Origin of the sequence: Nitrospirillum guaranorum (assembly GCF_034653275.1) — a bacterium.
Taxonomy (GTDB): domain Bacteria; phylum Pseudomonadota; class Alphaproteobacteria; order Azospirillales; family Azospirillaceae; genus Nitrospirillum.
The window spans coordinates 2,287,105-2,311,898 of record NZ_JAYEES010000003.1 but is presented as its reverse complement, the minus strand read 5'-3'; the positions used below and the strand labels follow the sequence as shown (position 1 = coordinate 2,311,898).

General features: G+C 66.8%; 21 protein-coding genes. 10 read left to right on the top strand and 11 right to left on the bottom strand.

All coding sequences use genetic code 11. The features are described from left to right. Positions 1-11 precede the first annotated feature (11 nt). The 4 genes from sufD to UAJ10_RS19460 all read left to right on the top strand — a co-directional run bounded on the left by sufD (position 12) and on the right by UAJ10_RS19460 (position 3,442). Positions 12-1,280, top strand: a complete 1,269-nt coding sequence (sufD, locus tag UAJ10_RS19475; RefSeq protein WP_322916855.1) for a Fe-S cluster assembly protein SufD — start codon at positions 12-14, stop codon at positions 1,278-1,280. Beyond that, the gene (locus tag UAJ10_RS19470) at positions 1,277-2,551 is read left to right on the top strand and encodes an aminotransferase class V-fold PLP-dependent enzyme (protein WP_322916854.1); all 1,275 of its coding nucleotides are present in this window, start codon (positions 1,277-1,279) and stop codon (positions 2,549-2,551) included. The genes sufD and UAJ10_RS19470 overlap by 4 nt, the downstream gene beginning before the upstream one ends. A 14-nt stretch (positions 2,552-2,565) precedes the next feature. After that, the gene (sufU, locus tag UAJ10_RS19465; protein ID WP_322916853.1) at positions 2,566-3,033 is read left to right on the top strand and encodes a Fe-S cluster assembly sulfur transfer protein SufU; all 468 of its coding nucleotides are present in this window, start codon (positions 2,566-2,568) and stop codon (positions 3,031-3,033) included. Between the two features lie 127 nt (positions 3,034-3,160). Continuing rightward, entirely contained in the window at positions 3,161-3,442 is a 282-nt protein-coding gene (locus UAJ10_RS19460) for an iron-sulfur cluster assembly protein (protein ID WP_322916852.1), read from the top strand. A gap of 364 nt (positions 3,443-3,806) precedes the next feature. Here the strand turns inward: UAJ10_RS19460 and rhaT are convergent, their stop codons facing one another. From rhaT to UAJ10_RS19425, 7 genes are all read right to left on the bottom strand, one after another. Continuing rightward, positions 3,807-4,865 carry an L-rhamnose/proton symporter RhaT gene (gene rhaT, locus UAJ10_RS19455; RefSeq protein ID WP_322916851.1) on the bottom strand — a complete coding sequence of 353 codons (1,059 nt, stop codon included), beginning with the start codon at positions 4,863-4,865 and terminating at the stop codon, positions 3,807-3,809. A gap of 29 nt (positions 4,866-4,894) precedes the next feature. Beyond that, entirely contained in the window at positions 4,895-5,809 is a 915-nt protein-coding gene (locus UAJ10_RS19450; protein WP_322916850.1) for an amidohydrolase family protein, read from the bottom strand. 225 nt (positions 5,810-6,034) lie between these two features. Beyond that, positions 6,035-6,790 (bottom strand): SDR family NAD(P)-dependent oxidoreductase, encoded by a 756-nt coding sequence (locus UAJ10_RS19445; protein ID WP_322916849.1) that lies wholly within the window; start codon positions 6,788-6,790, stop codon positions 6,035-6,037. Further along, positions 6,787-7,653 carry a 2,4-didehydro-3-deoxy-L-rhamnonate hydrolase gene (locus UAJ10_RS19440; RefSeq protein ID WP_322916848.1) on the bottom strand — a complete coding sequence of 289 codons (867 nt, stop codon included), beginning with the start codon at positions 7,651-7,653 and terminating at the stop codon, positions 6,787-6,789. The genes UAJ10_RS19445 and UAJ10_RS19440 overlap by 4 nt, the downstream gene beginning before the upstream one ends. A gap of 19 nt (positions 7,654-7,672) precedes the next feature. Further along, complete coding sequence (gene rhmD / locus UAJ10_RS19435) at positions 7,673-8,857, bottom strand: L-rhamnonate dehydratase (protein ID WP_322916847.1); 1,185 nt, start codon at positions 8,855-8,857, stop codon at positions 7,673-7,675. Positions 8,858-8,931: 74 nt separating this feature from the next. Then, on the bottom strand, positions 8,932-10,548 hold the full coding sequence (locus UAJ10_RS19430; protein WP_322916846.1) for an alpha-L-rhamnosidase-related protein: 1,617 nt from the start codon (positions 10,546-10,548) through the stop codon (positions 8,932-8,934). Positions 10,549-10,809: 261 nt separating this feature from the next. Continuing rightward, complete coding sequence (locus UAJ10_RS19425) at positions 10,810-13,497, bottom strand: TonB-dependent receptor plug domain-containing protein (protein ID WP_322916845.1); 2,688 nt, start codon at positions 13,495-13,497, stop codon at positions 10,810-10,812. Between the two features lie 612 nt (positions 13,498-14,109). Here UAJ10_RS19425 and UAJ10_RS19420 point away from each other — a divergent pair. The 4 genes from UAJ10_RS19420 to UAJ10_RS19405 all read left to right on the top strand — a co-directional run bounded on the left by UAJ10_RS19420 (position 14,110) and on the right by UAJ10_RS19405 (position 17,201). After that, positions 14,110-14,904 (top strand): IclR family transcriptional regulator, encoded by a 795-nt coding sequence (locus UAJ10_RS19420; protein WP_322916844.1) that lies wholly within the window; start codon positions 14,110-14,112, stop codon positions 14,902-14,904. Positions 14,905-14,915: 11 nt separating this feature from the next. After that, complete coding sequence (locus tag UAJ10_RS19415) at positions 14,916-15,677, top strand: SDR family NAD(P)-dependent oxidoreductase (protein ID WP_322916843.1); 762 nt, start codon at positions 14,916-14,918, stop codon at positions 15,675-15,677. A gap of 22 nt (positions 15,678-15,699) precedes the next feature. Then, positions 15,700-16,218, top strand: a complete 519-nt coding sequence (locus UAJ10_RS19410) for a nuclear transport factor 2 family protein (protein ID WP_322916842.1) — start codon at positions 15,700-15,702, stop codon at positions 16,216-16,218. A 173-nt stretch (positions 16,219-16,391) separates the two neighbouring features. Further along, positions 16,392-17,201 carry a transglutaminase-like domain-containing protein gene (locus UAJ10_RS19405; protein WP_322916841.1) on the top strand — a complete coding sequence of 270 codons (810 nt, stop codon included), beginning with the start codon at positions 16,392-16,394 and terminating at the stop codon, positions 17,199-17,201. A gap of 99 nt (positions 17,202-17,300) precedes the next feature. On the opposite strand, the gene UAJ10_RS19400 is transcribed toward UAJ10_RS19405, so the two are convergent. The 3 genes from UAJ10_RS19400 to trhA are packed head-to-tail and all read right to left on the bottom strand — an operon-like array spanning position 17,301 to position 18,675. Then, a complete protein-coding gene (locus UAJ10_RS19400; protein ID WP_322916840.1) occupies positions 17,301-17,603 on the bottom strand; it encodes a hypothetical protein in 303 nt (100 codons plus the stop codon). A gap of 55 nt (positions 17,604-17,658) precedes the next feature. After that, complete coding sequence (locus tag UAJ10_RS19395) at positions 17,659-17,931, bottom strand: hypothetical protein (protein WP_322916839.1); 273 nt, start codon at positions 17,929-17,931, stop codon at positions 17,659-17,661. A 60-nt stretch (positions 17,932-17,991) separates the two neighbouring features. After that, complete coding sequence (trhA, locus tag UAJ10_RS19390; RefSeq protein ID WP_322916838.1) at positions 17,992-18,675, bottom strand: PAQR family membrane homeostasis protein TrhA; 684 nt, start codon at positions 18,673-18,675, stop codon at positions 17,992-17,994. 788 nt (positions 18,676-19,463) lie between these two features. On the opposite strand from trhA, the gene UAJ10_RS19385 reads away from it, so the two are divergent. Both UAJ10_RS19385 and UAJ10_RS19380 read left to right on the top strand, forming a co-directional pair. After that, positions 19,464-20,963: an ATPase domain-containing protein gene (locus UAJ10_RS19385; protein WP_322916837.1), complete on the top strand. Its 1,500-nt coding sequence runs from the start codon at positions 19,464-19,466 to the stop codon at positions 20,961-20,963. Then, the gene (locus tag UAJ10_RS19380; protein WP_322916836.1) at positions 20,956-23,049 is read left to right on the top strand and encodes an ATP-binding protein; all 2,094 of its coding nucleotides are present in this window, start codon (positions 20,956-20,958) and stop codon (positions 23,047-23,049) included. The genes UAJ10_RS19385 and UAJ10_RS19380 overlap by 8 nt, the downstream gene beginning before the upstream one ends. Positions 23,050-23,083: 34 nt before the next feature. Here the strand turns inward: UAJ10_RS19380 and UAJ10_RS19375 are convergent, their stop codons facing one another. Continuing rightward, the gene (locus tag UAJ10_RS19375) at positions 23,084-24,667 is read right to left on the bottom strand and encodes a carboxylesterase/lipase family protein (RefSeq protein ID WP_322916835.1); all 1,584 of its coding nucleotides are present in this window, start codon (positions 24,665-24,667) and stop codon (positions 23,084-23,086) included. Positions 24,668-24,794: the final 127 nt, after the last annotated feature.

Here is a 24,794-nt window from a genome sequence, read left to right as displayed (position 1 = left end):
GAGGGCAAGCGATGATCGCGGCCGATCTCCCCGCCCCTGGCCAACCTCCCTGGCTGACCGGCCACCGCGCGGCGGGCATGGCCCGCTTCGCCGCCCTAGGCTATCCCACCCGTAAGATGGAAGCCTGGCGCTTCACCGACCTGCGCCCGCTGACCGCGTCCATCTTCCCGCCCGCGCCGGCGGACCCGGTGGCGGTGACGGCGGCAACGCTGGCGCCCCATCGGCTGGCCGGGCCGGCCCATCGCGTCGTACTCGTCAACGGCCGCTTCGCGCCGGCCCTGTCCGATATCGGCGCTTTGCCATCCGGCGTCTGGTTGGGCGCCGCCACCGACGCGCTGCGCACGCGGCCCGATATGATGGCGTCGGCGTTCATGGCGGACGAGGCGGCGCTGGCGTCCCTGAACACCGCCCTGTTCGCCGATGGCTTCGTGCTGGCGCTGGAACCGGGGGTGATCCTGGAAACGCCGGTGGAGGTCATCCACCATGCCGACATGGGGGTGCCGGCGGCGGCCCACCTGCGCAACTGTCTGATTATCGGCGCGGGCGCCCGTGCCACCGTGGTGGAGATGTCGACGGGCGTGGGCGCCAGCTGGCTGAACACCGTCACCGCCATCGCCGTGGCAGCGGGTGGCGCCTTGCGCCATGTGCAGATTCAGCGCGACGCGGATGAGGCCATTCACACCGCCGTCATTCGGGCGACGGTGGCGCGTGACGGCCGCTACGACGGCTTCAGCCTGATGGCCGGCGGGCGGTTGTCGCGCCGGGACATCCACGTCACCTTGGCGGAGGCGGGGGCCGGCGTCGCGCTGCACGGCGCCTATCTGCTGCGGGATGGGCAGGAGGCCACATTGGCCCCCGTGGTGGTCCACGCGGCGCCGGGTTGCCGCACGGACGAGGTGGTGAAGGGCGTGATGCGGGATAGGGCGCACGGCGTCTTCCTGGGCACGATACAGGTGCGGCCCGGCGCCGACGGCACCGACGCGCGGCAGTTGAACCGCAACCTGCTGCTGAGCCCCACGGCCTGGGTGGACACCAAGCCCGAACTGGAAATCCTGGCCGACGACGTGAAGTGCAGCCACGGCGCCACGGTGGGCAGCCTGGATGAGGCGGCGCTGTTCTACCTGCAAGCCCGGGGCATCGACCCGGCCACGGCGCGCCTGATGCTGGTGGAAGCCTTCGCCGCCGACGTGATCGACGGCGCCGGCTTGGATGGCCCCATTCGTGACCATGTGCATGGGCACCTTCGGGCCTGGCTGGATGGCATGGGGGGTGAGATATGAGCGCGCTGCTTCAGGAACGGCCCGCCGTGGCGCCGCCCACGCGCGCCGCCTTTGATCCCAAGGCCGTGCGTCGGCAGTTCCCCGTCTTCGCCCGCAACCCAGGCCTGGTGTTCCTGGACACGGCGGCCAGCGCGCAGAAGCCGGACTGCGTCATCGACGGTCTGGCCGAATATTACCGCGCCGACTACGCCAACGTGCACCGCGGCGTCTATGGCCTCAGCGCCCGGTCCACCGCCCGGTTCGAGGCGGCGCGGGACCGTGTCGCCCAGTTCCTGAACGCTGCCGATGCCAGCGAAATCGTCTTCGTGCGGGGCGCCACGGAAGGTATCAACCTCGTGGCCCAGGCCTGGGGACCGGCTTTCCTGAAGCCCGGCGATCAGATCGTGGTGTCGGAGCTGGAGCATCACTCCAACATTGTGCCCTGGCAGATGCTGTGCCATCGGCTGGGGACGGAACTGGTGGTGGCCCCCATCGATGACGGCGGCGCCCTGGACTTGGCGGCGTTCGCGGGTCTGCTGACATCCCGCACCCGGCTGGTGGCGATGACCCATGTGGCCAATGTCACCGGCGGCGTTGTCCCGGTCGAGCGGGTGGTCCAGTTGGCCCATGCGGCCGGTGCCAAGGTGTTGCTGGACGGTTGCCAGGCGGTGCCGCGCCTGCCGGTCGATGTGCAGGCCCTGGGTTGCGACTTCTACGTCTTCTCTGGTCACAAGTGTTATGGGCCCACCGGCATCGGCGTGCTGTACGCCCGGCGCGCGGTGCTGGACGCGATGCCGCCGTGGCAGGGCGGCGGCGACATGATCCGCACCGTCACCTTCGCCGAGACGACCTATCAGGATGCCCCCCAGCGGTTCGAGGCGGGGACGCCCGATATCGCCGGCGCCGTCGGCCTGGCCCTGGCGCTGGACTTCATGGACGGCCTGGGCATGGATGCGATCCGGGAGCATGAGGCGGCGCTGACCCGCCATGCCCGCTCGGCGCTGTCGGGCCTGCCGGGTGTCACCATCGTCGGTGCCGGGGCGGAGAGCGTGGGCGTCGTCTCTTTCGAGGTTGATGGCCTCCATCCCCATGACCTGGCCACCATTTTCGATCAGCACGACGTGGCCATCCGCGCCGGCCATCACTGCGCCCAGCCGCTGATGGACCGCCTGGGACTGGTCGCCACCGCCCGCGCCTCTTTCGGGGTCTACAGCGACGAGGACGACGTGGCGGCGCTGGTCGCCGCCGTCCGCGCGGCCCAGCGCCTGTTCGGCCTGGTCTCGGCACGATAGGGGGAAGCCATCCCATGGATTTGCGCGACCTTTACCAGGACATCATCCTCGACCACGGGCGCCATCCCCGGAACTTTCGCGTGCTGCCCGGCGCGAGCCATTTCGCCCACGGCCACAACCCGCTGTGCGGTGACAAGGTCACCATCTTCGTGCGGCTGGAGGATGGGCGCGTGGCCGACGTCAGCTTCGAAGGAAAGGGCTGCGCCATCTCCATCGCCTCCGCCTCGCTCATGACGGAGATCATGCTCGACAAAACGATGGCGGAGGCCCAGGCCCTGTTCGCCCATTTCCATGCACAGGTCACGGGCGGAGACGAAACCGACCTTTCACCGGGCCTGGCGGAAGAAGGCGACCGGCTGGAACCGCTGGCCGGCGTCCGTTCCTACCCCGCGCGGGTGAAGTGCGCGACGCTGGCCTGGCACACCTTCGACGCGGCGATGGCGGGCGCGGCTGGCGGCAGCGGCCCCTTGAAGACGGAATGAGGTCATGAGGATGCCCGGGGAAGCGATAAACTTGGCGGACCCGCTGTCGCCGCAACTGGCGGCCGCATCCAGGCCTCCGCAACGCCCCCAGCCTGACGAGGGGGACCCGGTGCTGGAACGGGAAGTGATGGCGGCGCTCCGGACCGTTCGCGACCCGGAACTTCCGGTGAACTTGGTGGACCTGGGCCTGATCTACCACGTCATGGTCCGGCGGGACGGCTTGGTTTATATCGAGATGACGCTGACGACCCCTGTCTGCCCGGTGGCGACCGCCCTGCCAGGGCAGGTCCAGCACCTTGTCTCCCTTGTGCCAGGCGTCAGCATCGTCCTGCTGGAAATGGTCTGGGATCCGCCCTGGGCCCGGGAGCGCATGAGCGAAGACGCGCGGCTGGAACTGGGACTGTTGTAGGGGGATGGTGGACGCTTTCCTTGAAGCCGATGCGTCAGCCGCAGTGGGAAGGATTCGAGGGCCGGAGGCCCCGTCCTTCCCCGATAGATGGCGAAACTGAGATTTTTGGAAGCCGCGTAAAGATGTCAGCGATTTCAAGAGCCATCGTTATTGGCGGCATGTCCGACGGCTTGTTTGCGGCGGAGAGGTTTTCGTGCGGTCATTTCAAATGCTTATCTAACCGGTTGATAAACGAGTGGGAGTGACGGGTCGTAGTTTTAGATAGTTCGAGACCCCTCGTCGTGATATCGGCGGTACGGCTTTGCCGATAGACACCGACCGATATCCGACGGTGCGCAATTCGTGCCCTGTGGCGCGGCTTCGGTTATTGCGATCCCAGATAGTTGCCCAGGCCGATGACGCAGGTGGACAGCACCAGCACGGCGATGCCCAGGCCCAGCACGGCGCGGGTGCGGCGGCTGGAGCCGGCCCACTCCTTCAGCATGAAGCCCCACAGGGTGGCGAAGATGATGATGCTGGCCATGTGCAGGGTCCAGCTGGAGAAGCCGAAGCGGCCCATTTGGCTTTCGCCCATGGTGTAGAAGAAGAACTGCAGATACCAGGCGATGCCGGCCACCGCGCACAGGGCGTAGTTGCGCAGCAGGGGGGGCGGGGCCGCCACCGCGCGGCCTTGGCCGCCGGCGAATTCCGGCAGGCAGCCGTCGCGCAGGATGAGGTACAGGCACCAGATGAAATTGCTGGTGAAGCCGCCGGACAGCACCACCACCAGCACCGGCAGGCCTTGCGACAGCGGGTCGGTACCCTGGGCCAGGGTCAGTTGGCGGATGGGTTCGCCCGCCGCCAGGCCGTAGGCGAAGCAACTGCTCATGACGCCGGAGAAGAGCGCGATCAGGATGCCGCGCCGGAAGTCGAACTCGGCCACGCCCTGCTGTTGCGCACCGTCCTTTTCCTTCAGACGGCCGGCCCAGCCGACGACGGCGATGCCCGCCAGGCAGAGGGCGACGCCGCCCAGGATGACCAGGCCATGGCCCGTCCCCGCCAGGGCGGCCAGCTCCCCGCTCACCAGCGGTGGGATCAGGGTGCCGAAGGCGGCGGTCAGGCCCAACGCCACCGCCATGCCCAGGGACATGCCGAGATAACGCAGGGTGAGGCCGAAGGTCAGGCCGCCCAGGCCCCACAGGGCGCCGAAGAGATAGCACAGGAACAGGGTGCGGGCGGGGGCGGCCGCCAGCACCGCGCCCAGGTTCCGGGTCTGGACCAGGGCGAACAGCCAGGGGGCCAGGATCCAGCTGAACACCCCGCCCACCAGCCAGAACACGGGCCAGGACCAGTTGCGCACGCCGCGATAGGGCACGTAGAAGCTGGCGGAGGCGAGGCCCCCCAGCCAGTGGAAGAACACGCCCAATACCGGATTGGCCCCCATCTGCCTCTCTCCTCCCAATTCCTTATGTGTCAGTCCAGGCGATAGACGCGCGTCGCGGTGCCGCCGAACAGGGCGGCGCGGTCGCGGGCCGAGAAATCGCGGGTGATGTCGTCGTAGGCCTGGAAATAGGCGCCGAAGCGTCCGCCCAAACCATCGACGGGGAAATTGCTGGCGACCATGCTGCGGTCGACCCCGAACAGGTCGATGGTGTGCAGGACGAAGGGGCGGATGCTGTCCGTGGTCCAGGCCCGGTCCAGCATGCCCAGGCCGGAAATCTTGACGTGGACGTTGGGCTGGCGGGCCAGCGCCGCCATGCCCGCGCGCCACAGGGCCAGGGCATCGGCGTCCCTGTCCACCGGCATGCCGGTGTGGTTCAGGATCAGCGGGATGTCCGGATGCCGCGCGGCCAGAGCGGCCGCCGCCGCCATCTGGCCGGGATAGATCTGCAGGTCGAAGGACAGGCCATGCCGGGCCAGCAGGCCGAAGCCCGCCTGCCAGGCGTCGTCCCGCAACAGGTCGCGCGGGGTGTAGGTCTTGGCCGGATCGGGGTGCCAGTTCAGGATCTGGCGGATGCCGCGCGCGTTGGGAAATTCGCGATGCCCCGCCAGCACCCGCGCCGCGTCGGGCGCCTCCAGCGCGGCATAGCCGACGATGCCGTGGGGGAAGCCCCGGCTGTCGGCCAGCCGTTGCAGCCAGGCGCTTTCACGCAGCGCATCGTCCGGGTGGGCGCCGGCGTCGACATGGACGCTTTTCCCCAGGATCCAGCCCTTGGGCAGTTCGGACGCCGCCGTCAGATAGTCGTCCACACCGTGGTCGCGGGCGATGGGTGTGACGTCGCCATTGACCCCACCATCGCCGAGGGGCGGCGTCAGCCAGGGATAGCGGATATGGGCCAAGTCCCACAGATGCATGTGGGGATCGACCAGGATCAACGCGTCGGCCATGGCCCGCCTGTCCCTCCCGTTTGCTTTATTGTTCCGGCCGAGCGCTAACCCGACCGGTATTCGATATTCACATTAACGGCATGGGGCCAAGCCTCATGCCGTTGTAGGACGCGCCCCCGCAGACGTGTATGGGGCCGCCGGAGCTTTTTTGGGAAGCCGCAGGCGGACCGGAAAGCGAGGACAGCCAAGCCAGCGGATGCTGGCGCCCGGCGCCCGAGGGAAGTCTTAATAAGTCGTGCGGCCGCCGGACGTGTCGAAGGTGGACGCGGTGGTGAAGCTGCATTCCTCGCTGGCCATGAAGCAGACCATGGCGGCGCTTTCCTCCACCTGGCCCAGGCGGCCCATGGGGATTTTCGAGCGCATGTAGTCCACCTGGCTTTGCGGCAGCTGATCCAGGATGGGGCTGTCGAAGGTGGCGGGCGTGATGCTGTTCACCATCACGCCCTTGCCGGCCAGCTCCTTGCCCAGCGACTTGGTGAGACCGATGACCCCGGCCTTGCTGGCGGAATAGGCGGAGGCGTTGGGGTTGCCCTCCTTGCCGGCCACCGAGGCGACGTTGACGATGCGGCCGTAGCCGTTGGCCAGCATCAGCGGCACGATGGCGCGGCAGCAATAGAACAGGCCGTTCAGGTTGATGTCGATGGTGCGGCGCCAGCTGTCCAGCGGGAACTCGTGCACCGGCACGGTGGCGCCGGTGATGCCGGCCGACGCCACCAGGATGTCCACCCGCCCGCCCAGCGCCTGGTGGCTGGCCTGGGCCGCCGCTTCCACCGCCGCCGCGTCGGTCACGTCCAGGGCCACGGTGTGGGTGGCCCCCACCTCGGCCGCGGCCGCCGCCAGACCGTCCTTCTGCACGTCCCACAGGGCGACTTTGGCGCCCTCCGCCACAAGGCGGCGGGCGGTTTCCTTGCCCAGGCCCGAGGCGCCGCCGGTGATGATGGCCGTGCGGCCGTCGAAGCGGCCTTGAAACACTGTCGTCACGCCTGTTCCTCCCGGTTGAACCACGCCACCACCTTCTGCCGCTGGGTGCCCAGCTTCTCGATGCCCAGGGTCATGACGTCGCCGGCCTTCAGGAACACCATCTCGGGCTTCTGGCCTTCGCCCACGCCCGGGGGCGTGCCGGTGGTCAGGATGTCGCCCGGCTCCAGGGTGATGAAGCGGCTGACATAGGCGATCAGCTCGGCCACGCCGAAGATCATGGTGCGGGTGTTGCCCGTCTGCATGCGCCGGCCGTTCAGGTCCAGCCACATGTCCAGGTCCTGCGGGTCGCCCACCTCGTCAGCCGTCACCAGCCAGGGTCCCACGGGGCCGAAGGTGTCGTGACCCTTGCCCTTGTCCCACTGGCTGCCGCGCTCCTTCTGGTTGAAGCGTTCCGAGACGTCGTTGACCAGGACATAGCCGGCGACATAGTCCAGCGCCCGGTCCTGCGGCACATAGCGGGCGGTGCGGCCGAACACCACGCCCAGCTCCACCTCCCAATCCGACTTGGCGCTGTCCTGGGGCAGCATGACGTCGTCGTCCGGCCCGTTCAGGCAGCTGGTGGCCTTGGTGAACAGGATGGGCTCGCTGGGAATGGGCAGGTTGGCTTCCTTGGCGTGGTCGGCGTAGTTCAGGCCGATGGCCAGGAACTTCCGCACGTGGGCCACGGGCACGCCCAGGCGGGGATTGCCGCCGACCACGGGCAGGGTGGCGGGGGCTAGGGCGCGCAGCCGGTCCAGCCCGGCGGGGGACAGCACATCCGGGGTGATGTCGGCGACGTGGCCGGACAGGTCGCGGATGCGGCCATCCGCGTCCAGCAGTCCGGGCCGCTCCTGGCCCTTGGGGCCGTAGCGCAACAGCTTCATGGGGTATGACCTTGCAGTATCAGTGCGTATAGGGGCGGTGCAGGGTGACGGCGGGGTTGAGCTCCACGCCGAAGCCCGGCTTGTCCAAGGCCGTGGCCTTGAGGCGGCCGTCGGCCGGCACGGGCTCGCCCAGCAACTGGGGATGGAACATGGGCACGACCTGGTCGGCCTGGGGCGCCATCATCAGGAACTCGGCGAAGGGGCTGTTATGCCGGGTGATGACGAAGTGGTAGCTGTAGACGCTGGAGCCATGGGGGATGACCATCACGCCCCGGCTGTCGGCTATGGCGGAAATCTTGAGCAGCTCGGTGACGCCACCGCACCAGCCCACGTCGGGTTGGATGATGTCGCAGCAGTCCATCTCCATCAGCATGCGGAAGCCCCAGCGCGTGGCCTCATGCTCGCCCGTGGTCACCAGCATGCCGGCGGGGGCGGCCTTCTTCAGGGCGGCGTAGCCCCAGTAGTCGTCGGGGCTCAAGGCCTCCTCGATCCACTTCAGGCCGTATTCCCGGGCCTTGTGGGCCAGGCGGGTGGCGTAGTTCAGGTCCAGCGCCATCCAGCAATCGAACATCAGCCAGAAATCATCGCCACAGCGCTCGCGCATGGTGGCCAGTTCCTGGATGTTCTTGGCCAGGCCGTCCTCGCCCTCGGCGGGGCCATGGTGCAGGGGCATCTTGCCGCCGATGAAGCCCATGCCCTTGGCGAGATCGGGGCGTGACCCGGTGGCGTAGAAGCTCAGCTCATCGCGCACGGCGCCGCCCAGCAGGTGGTACACCGGTTCCCGCCGCAGCTTGCCCAGCAAGTCCCACAGCGCCAGGTCGACGCCGGAAATGGCGTTCACCACCAGGCCCTTGCGGCCGTAATACTGGGTGCCGAAGTACATCTGGTCCCAGATCTTCTCATAATCGGTCGGGCTGCGGCCCTCCAGGAAGCGGGCCAGGTGCTTTTCCACGATGTAGGCGGCGGGCTCACCACCGGTGGTGACGGCGAAGCCGACGGTACCGTCGGCCGCCTCGATCTCGACCACCAGGGTGCCCAGCACGTTGATGCCGAAGCTCTGCCGGCTCTGCCGGTACTCCGGGTACTTGGCCATGGGCGTGGCGATGTGGTCATCGATCCAGTGGCCGGCGCCCTGGTCGTGATAGTCCGCGCCACCGCCGCGCACGGTGTAGGCGCGGACGTGTTTGATCACCGGAAAGCCCATGGGGGCGACACTCCCTTTCGTTCCCAATTTTCCAAAATCAATACTATATGGGACAAATAAAGACAATATGGGATTTATGCCACCATGCCGCGGGCGCGGTAGAAATAGGTCGGCGTGCAGCTCCAGGCGTGGCAGTAGCTGTTGATGTGGATGTCGCCGTAGGGGGAGCTGAGCGGCTTGGCCGGGTCGTAGACCTCCCAGAAGGTGTCGGCCCCGGCCTTGACCATGCCGCCCCAATAGCTTTCCACCAGGGCTTTGGCGTCCTTTTCCAGCCCGCTGTCCAGCAGGGCCTCCACCATGTAGTGGTAGAGGTAGGGGGTGACCGGCCTCACCGCGTCGGGGCGGGCCAAGGCCGTCTTCAGGGCGATGGCGCAGTCCTTGGCCGGCATCACACCGCCGATGGCCATCCAGGCCTGCGAGGCCCAGGACACCTGGCGGGTGGGCCCGCTGACGAAGGCCTTGGCCGAGGCGTCCCAGAAGCCGCGGGCGGCCGTGGTCATGCGCTCGATCAGCGCGGGATAGTCCGCCACGTCGCGCTCCACCCCCAGCTTGCGCGCCAGGTCCAGCGTGCGCTTGTGGGCGAAGACCAGCAGGCCCTGGATGGCCGCGTCCTTGTGCAGGTCGGGGGACCAGTCGATGAAGATCCAGACGTTGCCGGGGTCGACATAGCGACCGTCGGCGTTGATGCGCTGGCCGATGATCTCCAGCTGGCGCTTGGCCACGGGCCACAGCTCCCGCGCCGTCGCCTCGTCACCCGTGGCTTCCAGGTAGTCCGCCAGGGCCACGTTGAACAGGGCGGCGTAGTCGACGATGTGGATGCCGCCGTAGCGCGCCTTGGGCTTCTCATAGACGCAGGCCGCCACCAGCCCGTCCTGCCGGCGGTAGGCCGCGAACAGGTAGAGGCAGCGCTTCACCAGGTCGTTCCGCTTGAAGGTGGCGTAGTTGGCCAGGGCCTGCAGCCGCAGATCGCCCACCCACAGGCGCTGGTCGCGGCGGGGGCCATCCTCGAACGTCGTCTGCATGCAGTCGCGCAGGGTGGCCAGGGCCACGGCGTCGATGCGGCGCGCCAGGTCGGAGTATTTGGACGGCAGCGGGGCGGGGGTGGCATTGGCGGAGGTCAGGCCGATGGCCTTCACGTCCTCGAACCGGATGCTGAAGCCGGAGGAGGTGTCGATGACCTCTACCTTCACATAGCGGAAGGCGTAGCGGCGGGGTAGCTGCACGGCCTGGGGCAAATAGTCGATGTTGACGATTTCATCGGGCAGCCAGGCGCCGCTCAACATGCCGGTGTAGGGATACAGCGGTTCCGCCACGTCGCTGGGCACCTCGCCGAAGGTCAGGCGCAGGCGGGCGGGGGCGTCGGGCTCGCGCCCCACGGTTTCCAGGCGGAAGGCCAAGTGGCCGGTGCGGTGGCCGCCGAAATCCAGGATGAAGCTGTCGCCCTTTTTGAACGTGCGCCCGGCCAGGCCCTCGCCCTCCGGCTCCATGCGCCAGCGCAAGGGCGCGCCGGGGTCGGCCACGGCGCGCACCAGGGCCAGCGGCGGCTGCGCCGTCTCGGTCAGCGCCGGTGTCAGCGCGTCGGCCTTGGCGCCCCAGGCGGCGTTGGGCTCGCCGGCCACGGCGGGCTCGAACTCCTTGGGTTGGGCCTGGGCGGCCTTGGGCGCCACCACGGAAGAGGCGGCGGCCGCCACGGCGGCCCCCCCACGACCAACAGCATTTCCCGGCAATTCATGGTTAGTCGCGCGCTCCCTGTCAGGCTTGTCGTTCTATGGGATCCTGAGCGTGGCAATACCCGGCCCCGGCTGGAATGGAAAAGTGCGGGTGCCGCGGAGGATCGTTCGCACCATCGACCGCGACACCCGCCAGGGGAGGAAGTGAATACGGAGATGAGACCGTACGGGGTACTAGGGTGCCGGGCGGGACGGCGGTTCAACCGCGCCCGGCGATCGGCCTCACCACTTCTTGGTCAAGCCGATGGAGATGACGCGGCCCAGCGGGGACGCGGCGGTCAGGTCGACACCGGAGATGCCGTTGGTGTTGTAGAAATAGGGTGGGTCGGTATCGAAGACGTTGTTCACGTCCAGCGTCGCCTGGATGCCACCCATCATGCCCTGGCCGGGAACGTTCCAGGCCAGGTGCAGGTCGGCGGTGGTGAAGCTGTCCACCTTCTGAACCCCCAGGCCGCCCGTGCTCGCGTTGCTGTAGCCGTTGGTGTAGTTCACGAAGACACCGGCGGTGTAGGCGTCCAGGGTCCACATCAGGCTGGCGCGGGCCTTGAAGTCGATGGCGTAATCGGTGTTCAGCAGGGTGTTGATGGACGTGGCGCCCTTCACCTTCTGGTCGAATTGCCACAGCCAGGTGCCGGCCAGCCCGGCCGTGAAGGCGCCCACCCGGCCGGCGTCCCAGCCATAGCTGATGTCGAAGTCGACGCCCTGGATGAACTCGTCGGCGAAGTTCTGGCGCCGCAGGTCGTAGATGGCGGTGGGCAACTGCGCCGACAGGTCGAAGTTGCCGTCGTGGCGGAAGCCGTTGGTCAGCGCCAGGGCCTGGGCCAGCGTCGGATTGTAGACGCGATAGGCGTCATAGACCGGGTTCTGTGGCTGGGTGACGGGATTGAAGGTGGGGAAGGTGATGACGTTGTAGTAGTCGATGCGGAAATAGCTGGAGCTGACCTTCAGGCCCGGCAGTTCCTTGGGTTTGTAGTCGAAGCCGGCGGAATAGGTGTCCGCCGTTTCCGGCTTCAGCTTGTTGCCGCCCGCCAGGATGATCGAATACTTGTTGGGGGCGAAGCTGACGAAGTCGCTGAAGCGGATGGCGCGGGTGTCGATGGCGGTGCCGGCGTCCGCCAGGCTGGGCGCGTGGAAGCTGGAACCGAAGCTGCCGCGCAGGGTCAGGCCGTCGAAGGGGGTGTAGGTCAGGCCGACCTTGGGATTGGTGGTGTCGCCCACGTCGCTGTAGCTGTCGTAGCGGGTGGCCAGCGACAGGTTGACGGCGCGGATGCCGGGCACGGCGTTGTCGTCGCCCACGATGGGCACCGACAGCTCGCCGAACACCGACTTCACGTCCCGTTCCCCGATGGAAGAGAAGGAGGAGACGGCCGCCTCGCTGGCGGTCAGCCAGCTGGCGGGATTGGTCGGGCCCACGCTGTTGCTGGCGGCGAAGCGCTCATGCCGGATGTCGGCGCCCACGGCCGCCTTGATGGTGCCGCCGGGCAGGTCGAACAGGGGGCCGTCCGCCTTGAACAGGCCTTCCTCCAGGAACTGCTCGCCACTGTAGCGGGTCTGGTAGTCGCGCAGGGCGCTGGTCACGGCGGGGCTGTTGGCGGCGCCGAGGCCGGTGGGGTTCAGGGTGCCGGCGGCGGCGAGATCCGTGGCCAGGGTCTGGTTCAGGCCGTTCTGACGCACGTCGTCGCGCTCGAACCCGAAGTTGCCCACCACCTTGCCCTGCCAGCCGTGGGTCAGGTCGATGTCGGCGCCGACATTGGCCACCTGGGTGCTGGTGGTGGTGTGGTTCAGGAAGGAGCCGCCGGGGTAGTAGGTGACCGTCTCATCCCCGCCGCCCAGGCCGGGCACGGGGACATAATAGGGGCTGCTGCCGGGCACGGTGACGGAGAAGCCGCTGTTGTTGGGCGAGGCCTGGGCGGAGGTGGAGCTCATGCGCGTGGTCATGACGCGCCGGCTGTAGATCTCGTTGGCGAACAGCTCGATGCCGTCGGTGATGGCTTGGCGGATGGAGATCAGGCCCTGGTCGCGGTGCTGGTCGGGGTAGAGGTCGTCGTCCAGCCGGCCTTCACACTTGTTGGGCTGGCCGGCCTTCAGGGCGCCGGTGGCCGTCAGGCCGTAGGTGACGCCGCCGGCCGTGATGTTGGCGACCGGGCAGTTCTGCACCCGGTTGTCGCCCCAGCCCTTGGACGTGGCGTTGTCCGACATGTAGGAGCGGCTGCCGGGCTTCAGCTCCGAATTCCCGGAATGCTCATAGTCCAGCAGGATGGAGCCGCCACTCCACGTCTTGCCGAACAGCTGGCTGAAGTTCTGCGTGTCGTAGGAATTGCCGAAGCCCGCCTGCAGGTGGGTCTCCGCACCGTCGTAGTTGCGGCGGGGGATGAAGTTGATGACGCCGGCGACCGCGTCGGAACCATAGATGGAGGAGGCGCCGTCGGCGATGACCTCCACCCGTTCCAGGGCGGAAACGGGGATGGCCGACGGGTCGGGGGCCGTCTGGTTGATGCCGGCGCCCGGCAGGCGCAGGCCGTCGAACAGCACCAGGGTCAGGCCGCCGCCGCCGTTGCCCACGCCCACGCCGTGGATGGCGGGCTGGTCGACGAAGTTGGCTTGGCCGAAGCCGGTGTTGCTGCCGGTGGAATTAAAACTGCCCACCTGGGGCAGGGAGCGCAGCAGTTCCGTCGCCGTGGTCGATCCCGTGGCCACGATGTCGTCGCGCGTCACCGTGCTGACGGCGGAGGAGGGGGCCTGGATGCCACGGATGCTGGTGCCGGTGACGATGATTTCCTCAAGCGGCTCGTTCGTGTCGGCCGCGGTTCCGCCCTGGGCGACGGCGGGGGCCACCTGGGCCAGGGCCGAGACGCTGGCGGTGCCCAGCAGCAGGGCCAGCGCCGCGGCCAGGGGCGTGGCCCGGGGCATGGAGGCGCCAGATCGGCACAGGGGGTGACAGCGATGTCCCATTTGAGCTTCTCCCTTTGTATTTTCGTTGTCGTTTGCGTCGAGGCTGGGCAAGCGAACCCGTCTCCGGAAACCCCGGTGGGGAAGGCCGGTCGGGTTGCCACCCGGATAGTGGTGATGGGGATGCCGTGCGCGTGGCCGGCACGCGCCGAGGGCCTCAAGTCTTTGAGGCTCTTAAGCGTTTTGTCCCTGTCTGATCTCTTATGTGCGGGAATGCTATCGCCGCCGGCAAGGGGAGTCAAACCATATTGTGCATACTGCAATCAGAATATGAAATTACTGCCCGTCGACCTGATGGATGCACCGAGGGCGGAGAATGGCATGCCCCGACGGCGGATGGCCATCATCCGCCGTTGCGATGCGACTGTTCGCAATTTTAATGATGTTGCTGGCACCTTTACCGCCTATGCTAAGCGGCACATACGACCGTGAGTGGCGACGATATGCTTCAGATTTCGGGATTAATCTGGAATTGGCGGCCGGCATGCCCATCGTTCGGGCTAGGTCTTGAAATAAATTCCATTATGCGATACTGGAACCGTGAATATGGTACAGACTAGGAAATCCAGTGACATGGACCCCGATGACGAGATCAAGGGAGCGCCGTCCGGTAGCCAAACCCTGTTCCGGGGGCTGGATGTCATCGACGTGGTGGCGGAGGGGAGCATCGCCCTGCCGGCGTTGTCGGAGCGCCTGGGGCTGACCAAATCCACCACCCATCGCCTGGCCTCCGCCCTGGTGGAGCGGGGCTACCTCACCTTCGTGGCGCGGGGCGGTTACAGCCTGGGGCCCAAGCTGCTGGAACTGGGCTGGCTGGCGCAGCAGCAGATGCACCTGCCAAGCCTGGCGCGGCCCCACCTGGAAAGCTTGGCGGCCGCGACGGAGGACACGGTCCACCTGGGCATCCTGGATGGTTTCCAGGCCTTGTACCTGGACAAGGTGCCGGGCCGGCGCCGGGTCGTAATCGGATCGCGCGTGGGGGAACGCCACCCCATCGCCTCCACCGGCTTGGGCAAGGCCTTGATCCTGGACCATGACGAGGCCGCCTGGCGCGAGTTCTACGAGGCGCAAGGCTCCAGCGTCGGCTTGGCCATCTGGCTGGAGCGCATGCGCGCCTACGCCGCCAAGGGTTACGCCTTCGATCTGGAGGAGAATGAAGACCAGATCCGCTGCGTCGCCGCCCCCATCCGGGGTGCGGGCGGCGAGATCGTGGCCGCCATCAGCGTCTCCAGCGCCGCCCAATACATGAGCGACGCCCGCATGGAAGGGCTGACCGCCCAGGTCATGGGCGTGGCCCAGGATATCAGCCGCGAATTGGGGTGGAGCGAGCGGGTGGGCCAGCGCCGGCCGCGTAAATCCAAGGCCTAGAAGGAAAAGCCATGCTGCTGCAAGGGAAGACGGTCCTGATCACCGGCGGGTCGCAGGGGATCGGACGGGCCGCCGCCATCGAATGCGCCCGCGCCGGTGCCGACGTCGCCATCAACTACCTTGGGGAGGAGGGCGAGGCGGCGGAGGTGGTGGCCGCCGTCACCGCGCTGGGCCGCCGCGCCATCGCCGTGCGTTCCGACGTGGCCGATCCGGAGGCGGCGCCCGCCTTCGTCCAGGCGGCGGTGGCGGCGTTCGGGGGCATCGACGTCTTCGTCAGCAACGCCGGCATCTGTCCCTTCCACGCCTTTCTGGACATGCCGGTCGAGGTGCTGGAGCGCACCATGCGTGTCAACCTGCATGGCGCCTATTTCATGGTGCAGGCCGCGGCCCGGCGCATGGTGGAACAGGGGCGGGGTGGGGCCATCATCGCCGTCAGTTCCATCAGCGCGCTGGTCGGGGGCGAGTACCAGACCCACTACACCCCCACCAAGGCGGGCGTGCATTCCCTGATGCAGTCCTGCGCCATCGCCCTGGGCCGCCATGGCATCCGCTGCAACTCCGTCCTGCCGGGCACCATCCAGACCGCCATCAACAAGGACGACCTGGCCGATCCCGAGAAGCGCGCCCGCATGGCCGCGCGCATTCCCCTGGGCCGCCTGGGCGTGCCGGAGGATCTGGCCGGCCCCATCGTCTTCCTGGCCAGCGACATGGCGCGTTACGTCACCGGCGCCGCCTTGCTGGTGGACGGTGGCGCCTTCGTCAATCTTCAATAACCCAGCAGGGGGCCCGGGAACGATGCGCGGAAAAATAAGCCTGGTCGTCATCGGTGCCGTGTTGTCCGCCGCGGGCGCTTGTGGAATTGCCGGGGCGCAAGAGGCGGTGGTGGGCGCCAAGGACGCGGACGCGCTGTTCATCAGCGCGGATCCCGTTCTCAACCGCAACAAACAGGCCGCGTACCATATCGTCAAGGACCTGCTTGAGGCCGACCATTGGGACGAGGCGGATCGTTGGCTGACCGCCGACTATCACCAGCACAATCCGCTGGTGCCCTCGGGCCGCGACCCTGTGGTGGCGTTCTTCACCAAGGTGCTGAAGCGGATGCCGAAGCCGGTGCCTGAGAAGATGGCGACACCCGTGGTCGCCGTGCTGGCGGAAGGTGACATGGTCACGGTGGTCTTCCCGCGCGTCCTGAAGGATCCGAAGGACCCGTCGAAGACCTACACGACCACCTGGTTCGACATGTGGCGTTTCAAGGATGGGAAGGCGGACGAGCATTGGGATCCCACGAGCAAGGATCTCCCTCCGGGCCCGTAACCAGTGGTCCGGAGCGTGACTTATGCGTTCGTCGCCCCAGCGGCGGAATAATGGATTGCATGGGGTTCCTCGTACACCCATCCTCATGGAACCCCCGCCCGGGGGTTTGCCTTCTTCCATAAAGATCAGCAATCCGGCCGGAGGCGTTTGTGGAAATTCGTGTCGGGTGCCTGATGACCTATGAGTTGGCGCAGGTCACGCCCATCATCCTGATGTTGAATGTCCATGCGTCGCGGGTGAACGATCTGACGCAACCGGACACGGTGGCGACCGATCCTCCCGTGCCGATGACCGGCTATCACGATGGCTTCGGCAACTGGTGCACGCGTCTGGTGGCCCCGGCCGGCCGCTTCACCATCCGGACCGACGGCATCATCCGCGACAGCGGCCTATGGGACACCCGCGACGCCAGCGCCCGCGAAGTCGCGATCCCCGACCTCGAGCCGGAAACCCTGGTGTTCCTGCTGGGCAGTCGCTATTGCGAGACCGACCTGCTGTCGGAGATCGCCTGGAAATTATTCGGGCAGTCGCCCCCTGGATGGGCACGGGTGCAGGCCATCTGCGATTATGTGCATGATCACATCGGTTTCGGTTACGAGCATTCGCGCGCCACGCGGACAGCCGCCGAGGCCTTCAAAGAGAGGCGAGGGGTCTGCCGTGATTATGCGCACCTGGCGCTGACTTTTTGCCGCTGTCTCAACATTCCCGCCCGGTACTGCACGGGATACATCAGCGATATCGGTTTGCCGCCACCGCACGCGCCCCAGGACTTTGCGGCCTGGATTGAAGTCTTCCTGGAGGGCCCATCCGGCGGGCGCTGGCATGTCTTCGATCCGCGCAACAACGATCCCCGCATCGGACGGATATTGGTCGCCCGGGGCCGGGACGCGGCCGATGTGCCGCTGTCGCTCACTTTCGGCCAGCACACCCTCACGAACTTCCAGGTGACGGCCGACGAGGTGGTGGCTTCCCCCGGCACGTGATCGACCTGATCCACAGGGACGGCCATTCTGCCTGGCCGCCCACCGTGTTGCCGGCTCGGTAAAGCTCTCCCGCCAGGGCGTGGACTTCCTTGCCGTCCGTCACGTGTCGTCGCTGGTCCGGTTGGCCGCGGTGGTGACGACAGGCTCGTCAACGGTCAGCTTGGGCTTTGGGTCGCTTGGCGGGGCCTTTTTCCAATGTGGAATTTGCCGCCCGCTTCCGTTGGGCCCGCTTCCGTTGGAACGGTAGGGGGAAGGCGGCGCCGCCAGGCAGCGGAAGATGCGTTGGCGCGCCTCCTCGGATAAATCGGATTCCTTGAGATGCCGGACCTGCGGGAACGTGGGCGCCTCGGACGCGGGCGGCACCGTCTCACTATCGCTCTTGATCGGGTCTGTCTTGCTCATCGTGTGGGTTTCCAATCGGTTAGAACGCAACGGCGAAGAACGGCAAGGCGGCGTTTCAGGGTTTCTTTCGACCAGCCCCGGAGCGCATCTCCTCCTGAAGAGAAGCGGGTGATGGCGCCGATATTCCGGCGCTTCCCAACGCGGCCAACTGGCTTTCGCGAACAACCCTCTCCTGACCACCGACGTCGACCTTGATGTGGTACAGCGGCTCGCCCCCTTCCACAGGCAGCAGGCGTGTGATGCTGACGGCGGCACTGCCGGGGCGATCGTCACGCACGGCGGGCCGCATCACCGCGTTCTGACCGACTTTGAATTTGTGTGTAAGCATTCAGGGGGCTCCGAAGGAGGGGGCGGTTTGCCCGTTGACGCCGCCGTACGGGCGGGACGCCTAAGGGGGGCTCAGGCGGAATTCGGTCAGCATCGCCATGTAATGGCAGCCTGCGGCCGCCAGGACCATGAGGTGCCAGACCACGTTGTGGTAGCGCAGTCGCTCCAGCAGATAGGCCCCGACGCCGGCCGTGTAGATTAATGCGCCGATCCCGATGAGCATGCCTGTTCCTGGCCGAAGCTGGCCTGAAAGGACGGGGACCAGCGGCAGGCCGATCCAGCCGAGGCCTAGATAAAGGGCCAAGCCCAGGCGCTCGTACCGGCGTGGCGCTGAAATCTTCATCACCACACCGGCCGCCGCTATCACCCAGACCGTCGCCAGGGCCACCGTGGGTGTCGCAACGGTCTGCGTCGCCGGGAGACGCAGCAGCAGCGGCGTGTATGTGCCCGCGATGGCGAGGAAGATGCCGGCGTGGTCCAGTCGCCGCAGCCATTCCTTGAGGCGTCGGCGTCTAATCAGGTTGTAGGCGGCCGAGGAGGCCAGCATGCCCGTCATGGCGACGGCATAGGCGGCCAGGGCCAAAGCCTCCGACATGCTGCCGGAAATCGCGCGTGACACGAAAATCCAGGTGCCGGCGACCAGCGCCGCGGAGACACCGACGACATGTACGGCGGCATCCGCCTTGTATTCCAAACCGGTGTAGCGTGGAACGGCGTTGCCCGTCAGGGTGACGGCGGTGCTCATCGCTCGCTCTTCTCCGGCCAAGGCCCGTGTCACGGCGCTTGAAGTTGGGTTTCGCGCACCATCCGTTCCTGTCCGCTGCTGGTGCTGCGGATCCGGTACAGAAACTCCCGTCCGTCCAATGGCATAAGGCAAATCACCTCGTAATGGCCGTCGGCGGGCATCTCCTCCAGCCGGTGAGGAATGAAGTCTAGGGTCTGGCCAACCCTGAATTTGTGACGACGCAAAGCGCTTGTTTCCCTCTGTCCATTTCCGGCGCGCCGTCCGTGACCCGGTGCGGCTCTCACGCATCCGGTCCGCAGTGCGGGCGATGATCGAACGGCTTCCTTCGTCAGGGCGGCCACCGGGGGAGCGAAATCAGGGCGCCAGAAGGGTCAGGTCGCGCGCAGGTTCTGGGCTGAGGATTCGAAACCGAAGCCTTTGGTGCTGTTGAACCATTTAACGACACCGGTCGCCATGGCAGGCTCCTGGGGCTTTCGCGGTCGGAATTTCCCTGCCAGCGCGGTGGGGCATCAAACATCACGACGGGGAAAAGGGCCGGCTATGCCGGTCGATAGCCCAGAAGCAAGATCGACGTGCCGACTGTGGGCGCCTTGCACCGACATTGCAAGCACCGCCTTCCATGACCGTGATGCCCGCGACACGGAACCTTCGGCCGGTCGGACTAGTTCACCGCTCGGGTGGGGATGCGCATGACCTAACCCAATCGGCCAAGCCCATTGAGAAGCTTGGCCTAAGAAAACGAGCCACCACCTCATGTTACGGTGAGAAGGTGATTGAAGAGGTTTCCCATGCCTGATGTGACGGAAAGAATCTCGACCGGCAATACTGGCCTGGATGAAATTTTACGCGGCGGTCTGCCGCCCCGGCGGCTTTATTTGATCGAGGGCGCGCCCGGTTCGGGCAAGACGACGTTGGCGCTGGAATTTCTTCGCGCGGGCGCGCGGGCGGGCGAGAGGGCCCTGTACATCACCCTGTCGGAAACGCGGGAGGAGCTGGCGGTGGTGGCCGCCTCCCATGGCTGGAGCATCGAGGATTTCGACGTCTTTGAACTGAGCGCCGTCGACGCGTTGATGGGCGAGGGGCGCCAGCAATCCATTCTCCATCCCTGGGAGATGGAACTGGGCGAGACCGTCCGGCTGATCCAGCAGGAGGTCGAACGTATACAACCCCATCGCGTGGTGTTCGACAGCCTGTCTGAGATGCGCCTGCTGGCTCAGGACCCGTTGCGCTACCGCCGGCAGGTGTTGGCGCTCAAGCAGTTCTTTGCCGGCCGCAATTCGACCGTCATCTTTGTGGACGACATGACCGGCATCGCCGATGGGCAGGATTCCCACCTGCACAGCATCTGCCACGGTGTCGTGACGCTGGAGCGGCTGACCCTGGAGTTCGGGCCCGCCCGGCGGCGCCTGCAGGTTCAAAAACTGCGCGGCGTGGATTTCGTCGCCGGCTTCCACGACTTCACCATCCGCGCGGGTGGGCTGGAAATCTATCCCCGGCTGATCGCCGCGCAGCACCACGCCCCGTATAACGGCGAACCGGTGGAAAGCGGTGTGGCAGAGCTTGACTCCCTCCTCAACGGGGGACCCTTGCGGGGGACCAGCACCCTTATCACCGGTCCGGCCGGCACCGGGAAAACGACGATCACCTTGCAATACATACACGCGGCCTGCGAGCGCGGGGAGTCCGCCACGCTTTACGAATTCGACGAACGGATCGGCACGTTGCAGTCCAGGGCCGCAGCCTTCAACCTCGACATTCAACGCCATGTGGAAAGCGGGCGCCTGCGCATCGAACAGGTGGATCCGGCCGCGCTGTCCCCCGGGGAATTCACCGCCCGCGTCCGGCATGAGGTCGAGGAGCGGGGGATAAGGATGCTGGTGATCGACAGCCTGAACGGCTACATGGCGGCGATGCCGCAGGAGAAGCAACTCATCCTGCAGATGCATGAGCTGCTCTCATATCTCAGCCAGAAGGGGGTCGTCACCTTCCTGGTCAATCCCCAGCAGGGCCTGCTGGGGACGATGGCGACGAACCTGAACGTTTCCTACATCGCCGACGTGGTTCTGCTGCTCCGGTTCTTCGAGGCGGAAGGCCGCATGCGTAAGGCCATCTCGGTACTGAAGAACCGGGCGGGGCGCCACGAGGACGCGATACGGGAATTCAAGATCGACGCGTCCGGCCTCCGCGTGGGTCAGTCGCTGACGGACTTCCGTGGCGTCATGACGGGTACGCCTGAATACACGGGCGATCCCGGGCCGCTGATGGAAGACCGTGGCGCCAATGCATAGGACCGCCGCCGAAGGCCACCGCGTGCTCATCTGTGCGCCGTACGGGCGGGACGCTGAAAGCGTCGCGGGTCTACTGGCCGGGGCCGGCTATCATGCCGTTGTCCATGCGGACATCGGCGCCTTGGCATCGGGGATCGACGACGAAACCGGCGTCATCCTGCTGACGGAAGAGGCGCTGGGCCACAGCATCGCGACGCTGCGCGCGGCGCTCGCCGTCCAGCCGGATTGGTCCGACATCCCCGTCGTCCTGCTGGCGGCGCAACGCACGGCGCAGACGCGGGCGCTGGAGGCGGCGCGCGCCCAACTGTGGACCTTGTTCAGCAACGCGCTGGTCCTGGAGCGTCCGCTGAGTGTGCAATCCCTGCTGAGCGCCGTGGACACCGCCATGCGGTCGCGGCAGAAGCAATTCGAAATGCGCGACCGGCTGCAGGAGCGTGACCGGGCCCGCCGCGCGCTGGCGGAAAACGAGGCGCAGCTCCGCTTGGCCACCGACGCCGCCGAGATCGGCTTCTGGGATGTCGATCCCGTGAACGGCACGCTGTTCTGGCCGCCGCGGGTCAAGGCCATGTTCGGGATATCGCCGCAGGCCCAGGTGTCGATGGCGGATTTTTATGCCGGCCTCCACCCGGAAGACGCGCAGGCCACGTCCCAGGCGTTCGCGGCGGCATGCGATCCCCGGCGGCGATCCCTGTATGACGTGGAGTACCGGACCATCGGCAAGGAGGATGGGGTGGTCCGCTGGGTCGCCGCCAAAGGAAGGGCCATCTTCGATGACGACGACCGCTGCGTCCGGGTAATTGGCACCGCGATCGACGTGACGCGCCGGAAGGTCGCCGAACTGGAGTTGAAATCGCTCAATGAGACCCTGGAAGAACGGGTGGCGGAGCGTACCGGCCGGCTCATGCGGGCGGAGGCCGCCCTCCGCCAAAGCCAGAAGATGGAAGCGGTCGGCCAACTCACGGGCGGCATCGCGCATGACTTCAACAACATGCTGACCGGGATCATCGGCTCGCTGGACATCATGCGTCGCCGCATCGCCGCCGGCCAGGTCGACAAGCTGGATCGCTACATGGACGCGGCGACCACCTCCGCCCAGCGCGCCGCGACGCTGACGGCGCGGTTGCTGGCGTTTTCGCGCCGGCAGTCGTTGGATGCCAAGCCGCTCGACATATGCCGGCTCATCCGGTCGCTGGAGGACCTTCTGCGCCGGACGATCCTGGAGACCATAGAGTTGCGGATCATCGACGGGATGGATCTGCCCTACGCCGTGGCCGACGCGAACCAGTTGGAAAACGCCATCCTCAACCTGGTGATCAACGCGCGCGACGCCATGCCTGACGGCGGCCAACTGACGGTGGAGACCAAGGTGGTCGACCTCGACGCCGCCTATGTCGCGACACGCCCGGAGATCACCATTGGCAAATACGTGGTGATCACCGTTTCCGACACGGGGGTGGGCATGTCGGCGGACGTGATCGAAAAGGCGTTCGAGCCATTTTTCACGACCAAGCCGGTGGGGCAGGGCACCGGTCTCGGGCTGTCCATGGTCTATGGCTTCGCGCGGCAGTCGGGGGGCCAGGTTCGCATCCACAGCCAGCCGGGTGTGGGGACGACGGTATCGATTTACCTGCGTGCGGCCGATGCGCCGCCGCAGGAGGAGGCCGCGGCCCAGGCCCCAGCCCTGTCCGAGGGGAAAGGCCAGCGCGTGCTGGTCGTCGAGGACGACACGTCCGTCCGCCTGCTGATCCGTGACGTGCTGGAGGAACTTTCCTATGAGGTGGAAGAGGCGGGCGAGGCCAACGCCGCCATCACCGTGCTGAAGTCGGACCGGCCGATCAGCCTGATGGTCTCCGACGTCGGCTTGCCCGGAATCAATGGTCGGCAACTGGCCGAGATCGCGCGCGAGCATCGCCCCAACCTGCCCGTCATCTTCGTCACCGGCTATGCCGAAAACGCGGCGATCCGCGCGGGTTTCCTGGGAACCAACATGACCATGATCACCAAGCCCTTCACCCTGGAGGTGCTCGCGGCCAAGGTGTCGGAGATGATGGAGCGCGGCAAGGATGCGGCACCCCCCATGCTCTAAAGTTTCCCGCTCGTAATCTTGTGGCACCAGCCCGTTAGAAAAGCGAAAGCCTGCCGCCGGACGCGACGTAGTCTTTGAACGCGGCGAAGCGCTCCTCGCTGGAAACGCCCAGGCGCGGGCCGGTGGTGTCGCCCAGGCCCATCACCGTGGGCGCGCCGGGGGCCACCCGGGGCCAGGCGGCACCGGGGACGGTGGGATCGCCTTGCTTCATGAAGGCCAGCCAAAGGGCCTGGATTGCCCGTGAGACGGCTCGATCCCGGTCGGTGAAGGTGCGGCCGCCCTTGTCCAGGGCGCCCATCACATAGGGCACCTCGGCGGTATGGAAGGCGCCGAAGTCCTGGCCATCGACGGTGGCGGGATAGGGATGGTCGTAAAGATAGGCGTAGACCGTCTGCCCCTCGGCCGCCCGCGCCTGGGCCCACAGGACCATTCCGGCCATGTAACGGTCCTCCGCCAATAGCTGGTATGAGGCGCGCGCCTCGCCATCGGTGGCGTGGGGGTAGAGGGCCAGCAGCCGGTCGGCGGATGTGCCGTAGCGCTGGCGAACCAGGGTGGTGAAGTCGGCGGCCGTCAGTTGGCTGTTGCCGAAAAGGGTGCCCTCATCGGCGTTGAAGCCGGTCATGACTGGCACATTGCTGGCCACGGGAGCCGTCGGATCCTCCGGATCCCCGGCGACGACGATGGCGTCCAGGTTCGGGGCGAACACGATGGCGGGTACCGATGGTTTGGCGCCGGGTTTGGGCGGCGGGACGTTGGCGGCTTCCTGCAACGCGTCGGCGGGCATGGCGCGCAATTCGGCCAGCGACGTGGCGCCCACCTTCCGCGCGAAAGAGAGGCCCGTCGCCTCCGCCTCGGCCAGCGACGGCATGTGGATGCCCATGGCCGAACCGCTCTGCGCGATCGCGCGCTGGAACAGGCCTTTGGCAAGCGGTGACATGATCAGGTCATTGACCGAGGCGGCGCCGGCGGACTGGCCCGCGATGGTCACGCGGTCGGGATCGCCGCCGAATTTGGCGATGTTGGCGCGCACCCATTTCAGCGCCGCGATCATGTCGAGCAGGCTGTAGTTGCCTGAGCTGCGCAGGTTCGACTCCCGGGTAAGGTCCGGGTGGGCCAGGAAGCCGAACACGCCGAGGCGGTAGTTGATGGTGACGACGACCGCGCCGTTCGATGCCAGGCCGCCGCCTTCGTAAACCGGAACGGTGCCGGACCCGCTGCCGAAGCCGCCGCCATGGATGTAGACCAACACCGGCAGCGTGCCCTTGGCCTGGCGCGGCCTCCAAACGTTCAGGTAAAGGCAGTCCTCCGACACCGGGCCCTGGATCAGGAACTCCGACGTGAAGGGGCCGAACCTGCCTGGCGGGCCCTGGTAGCACGCGGGCGCCGCCTTGGTGGCGTCGCGCACCCCCGGCCACGCCGTGACCGGCAAGGGATCGTGCCAGCGCAAGGGGCCCACCGGGGCCTGGGCGTAGGGAATACCCAGGAATTCGTCGACCTTGCCTTTTTCCGCGCCACGGATTTCGCCGGAGCTAAGCTGGACGGTCGGCTGCGCCGACACGGCGGCCGGCAACAGCAGCAGGGCGATGGCCGCGCCCGCCAACATCTTGTACGCCTTCATGAGGTGCGCCTCCCGATTTTATATTGGTGATGGTTTACAACAACGCGACCGTGCCGCCAATCGATAAGAATAAAAATTCTCATTATGATATAGGTCGTGATCCCGGCTCTTGGCGGGCCTATGGCGG

Coding starts and splice junctions, on each gene's coding strand:
- UAJ10_RS19425 (WP_322916845.1), bottom strand. CDS start 13,497: ATGCCCCGGGCCACGCCCCTGGCCGCGGCGCTGGCCCTGCTGCTGGGC.
- UAJ10_RS19460 (WP_322916852.1), top strand. CDS start 3,161: ATGGCGGCGCTCCGGACCGTTCGCGACCCGGAACTTCCGGTGAACTTG.
- rhmD (WP_322916847.1), bottom strand. CDS start 8,857: ATGGGCTTTCCGGTGATCAAACACGTCCGCGCCTACACCGTGCGCGGC.
- UAJ10_RS19375 (WP_322916835.1), bottom strand. CDS start 24,667: ATGAAGGCGTACAAGATGTTGGCGGGCGCGGCCATCGCCCTGCTGCTG.
- UAJ10_RS19380 (WP_322916836.1), top strand. CDS start 20,956: ATGCATAGGACCGCCGCCGAAGGCCACCGCGTGCTCATCTGTGCGCCG.
- UAJ10_RS19400 (WP_322916840.1), bottom strand. CDS start 17,603: ATGAGCAAGACAGACCCGATCAAGAGCGATAGTGAGACGGTGCCGCCC.
- trhA (WP_322916838.1), bottom strand. CDS start 18,675: ATGAGCACCGCCGTCACCCTGACGGGCAACGCCGTTCCACGCTACACC.
- UAJ10_RS19440 (WP_322916848.1), bottom strand. CDS start 7,653: ATGAAGCTGTTGCGCTACGGCCCCAAGGGCCAGGAGCGGCCCGGACTG.
- UAJ10_RS19385 (WP_322916837.1), top strand. CDS start 19,464: ATGCCTGATGTGACGGAAAGAATCTCGACCGGCAATACTGGCCTGGAT.
- sufU (WP_322916853.1), top strand. CDS start 2,566: ATGGATTTGCGCGACCTTTACCAGGACATCATCCTCGACCACGGGCGC.
- sufD (WP_322916855.1), top strand. CDS start 12: ATGATCGCGGCCGATCTCCCCGCCCCTGGCCAACCTCCCTGGCTGACC.
- UAJ10_RS19450 (WP_322916850.1), bottom strand. CDS start 5,809: ATGGCCGACGCGTTGATCCTGGTCGATCCCCACATGCATCTGTGGGAC.
- UAJ10_RS19395 (WP_322916839.1), bottom strand. CDS start 17,931: ATGCTTACACACAAATTCAAAGTCGGTCAGAACGCGGTGATGCGGCCC.
- UAJ10_RS19470 (WP_322916854.1), top strand. CDS start 1,277: ATGAGCGCGCTGCTTCAGGAACGGCCCGCCGTGGCGCCGCCCACGCGC.
- rhaT (WP_322916851.1), bottom strand. CDS start 4,865: ATGGGGGCCAATCCGGTATTGGGCGTGTTCTTCCACTGGCTGGGGGGC.
- UAJ10_RS19410 (WP_322916842.1), top strand. CDS start 15,700: ATGCGCGGAAAAATAAGCCTGGTCGTCATCGGTGCCGTGTTGTCCGCC.
- UAJ10_RS19415 (WP_322916843.1), top strand. CDS start 14,916: ATGCTGCTGCAAGGGAAGACGGTCCTGATCACCGGCGGGTCGCAGGGG.
- UAJ10_RS19405 (WP_322916841.1), top strand. CDS start 16,392: ATGACCTATGAGTTGGCGCAGGTCACGCCCATCATCCTGATGTTGAAT.
- UAJ10_RS19420 (WP_322916844.1), top strand. CDS start 14,110: ATGGACCCCGATGACGAGATCAAGGGAGCGCCGTCCGGTAGCCAAACC.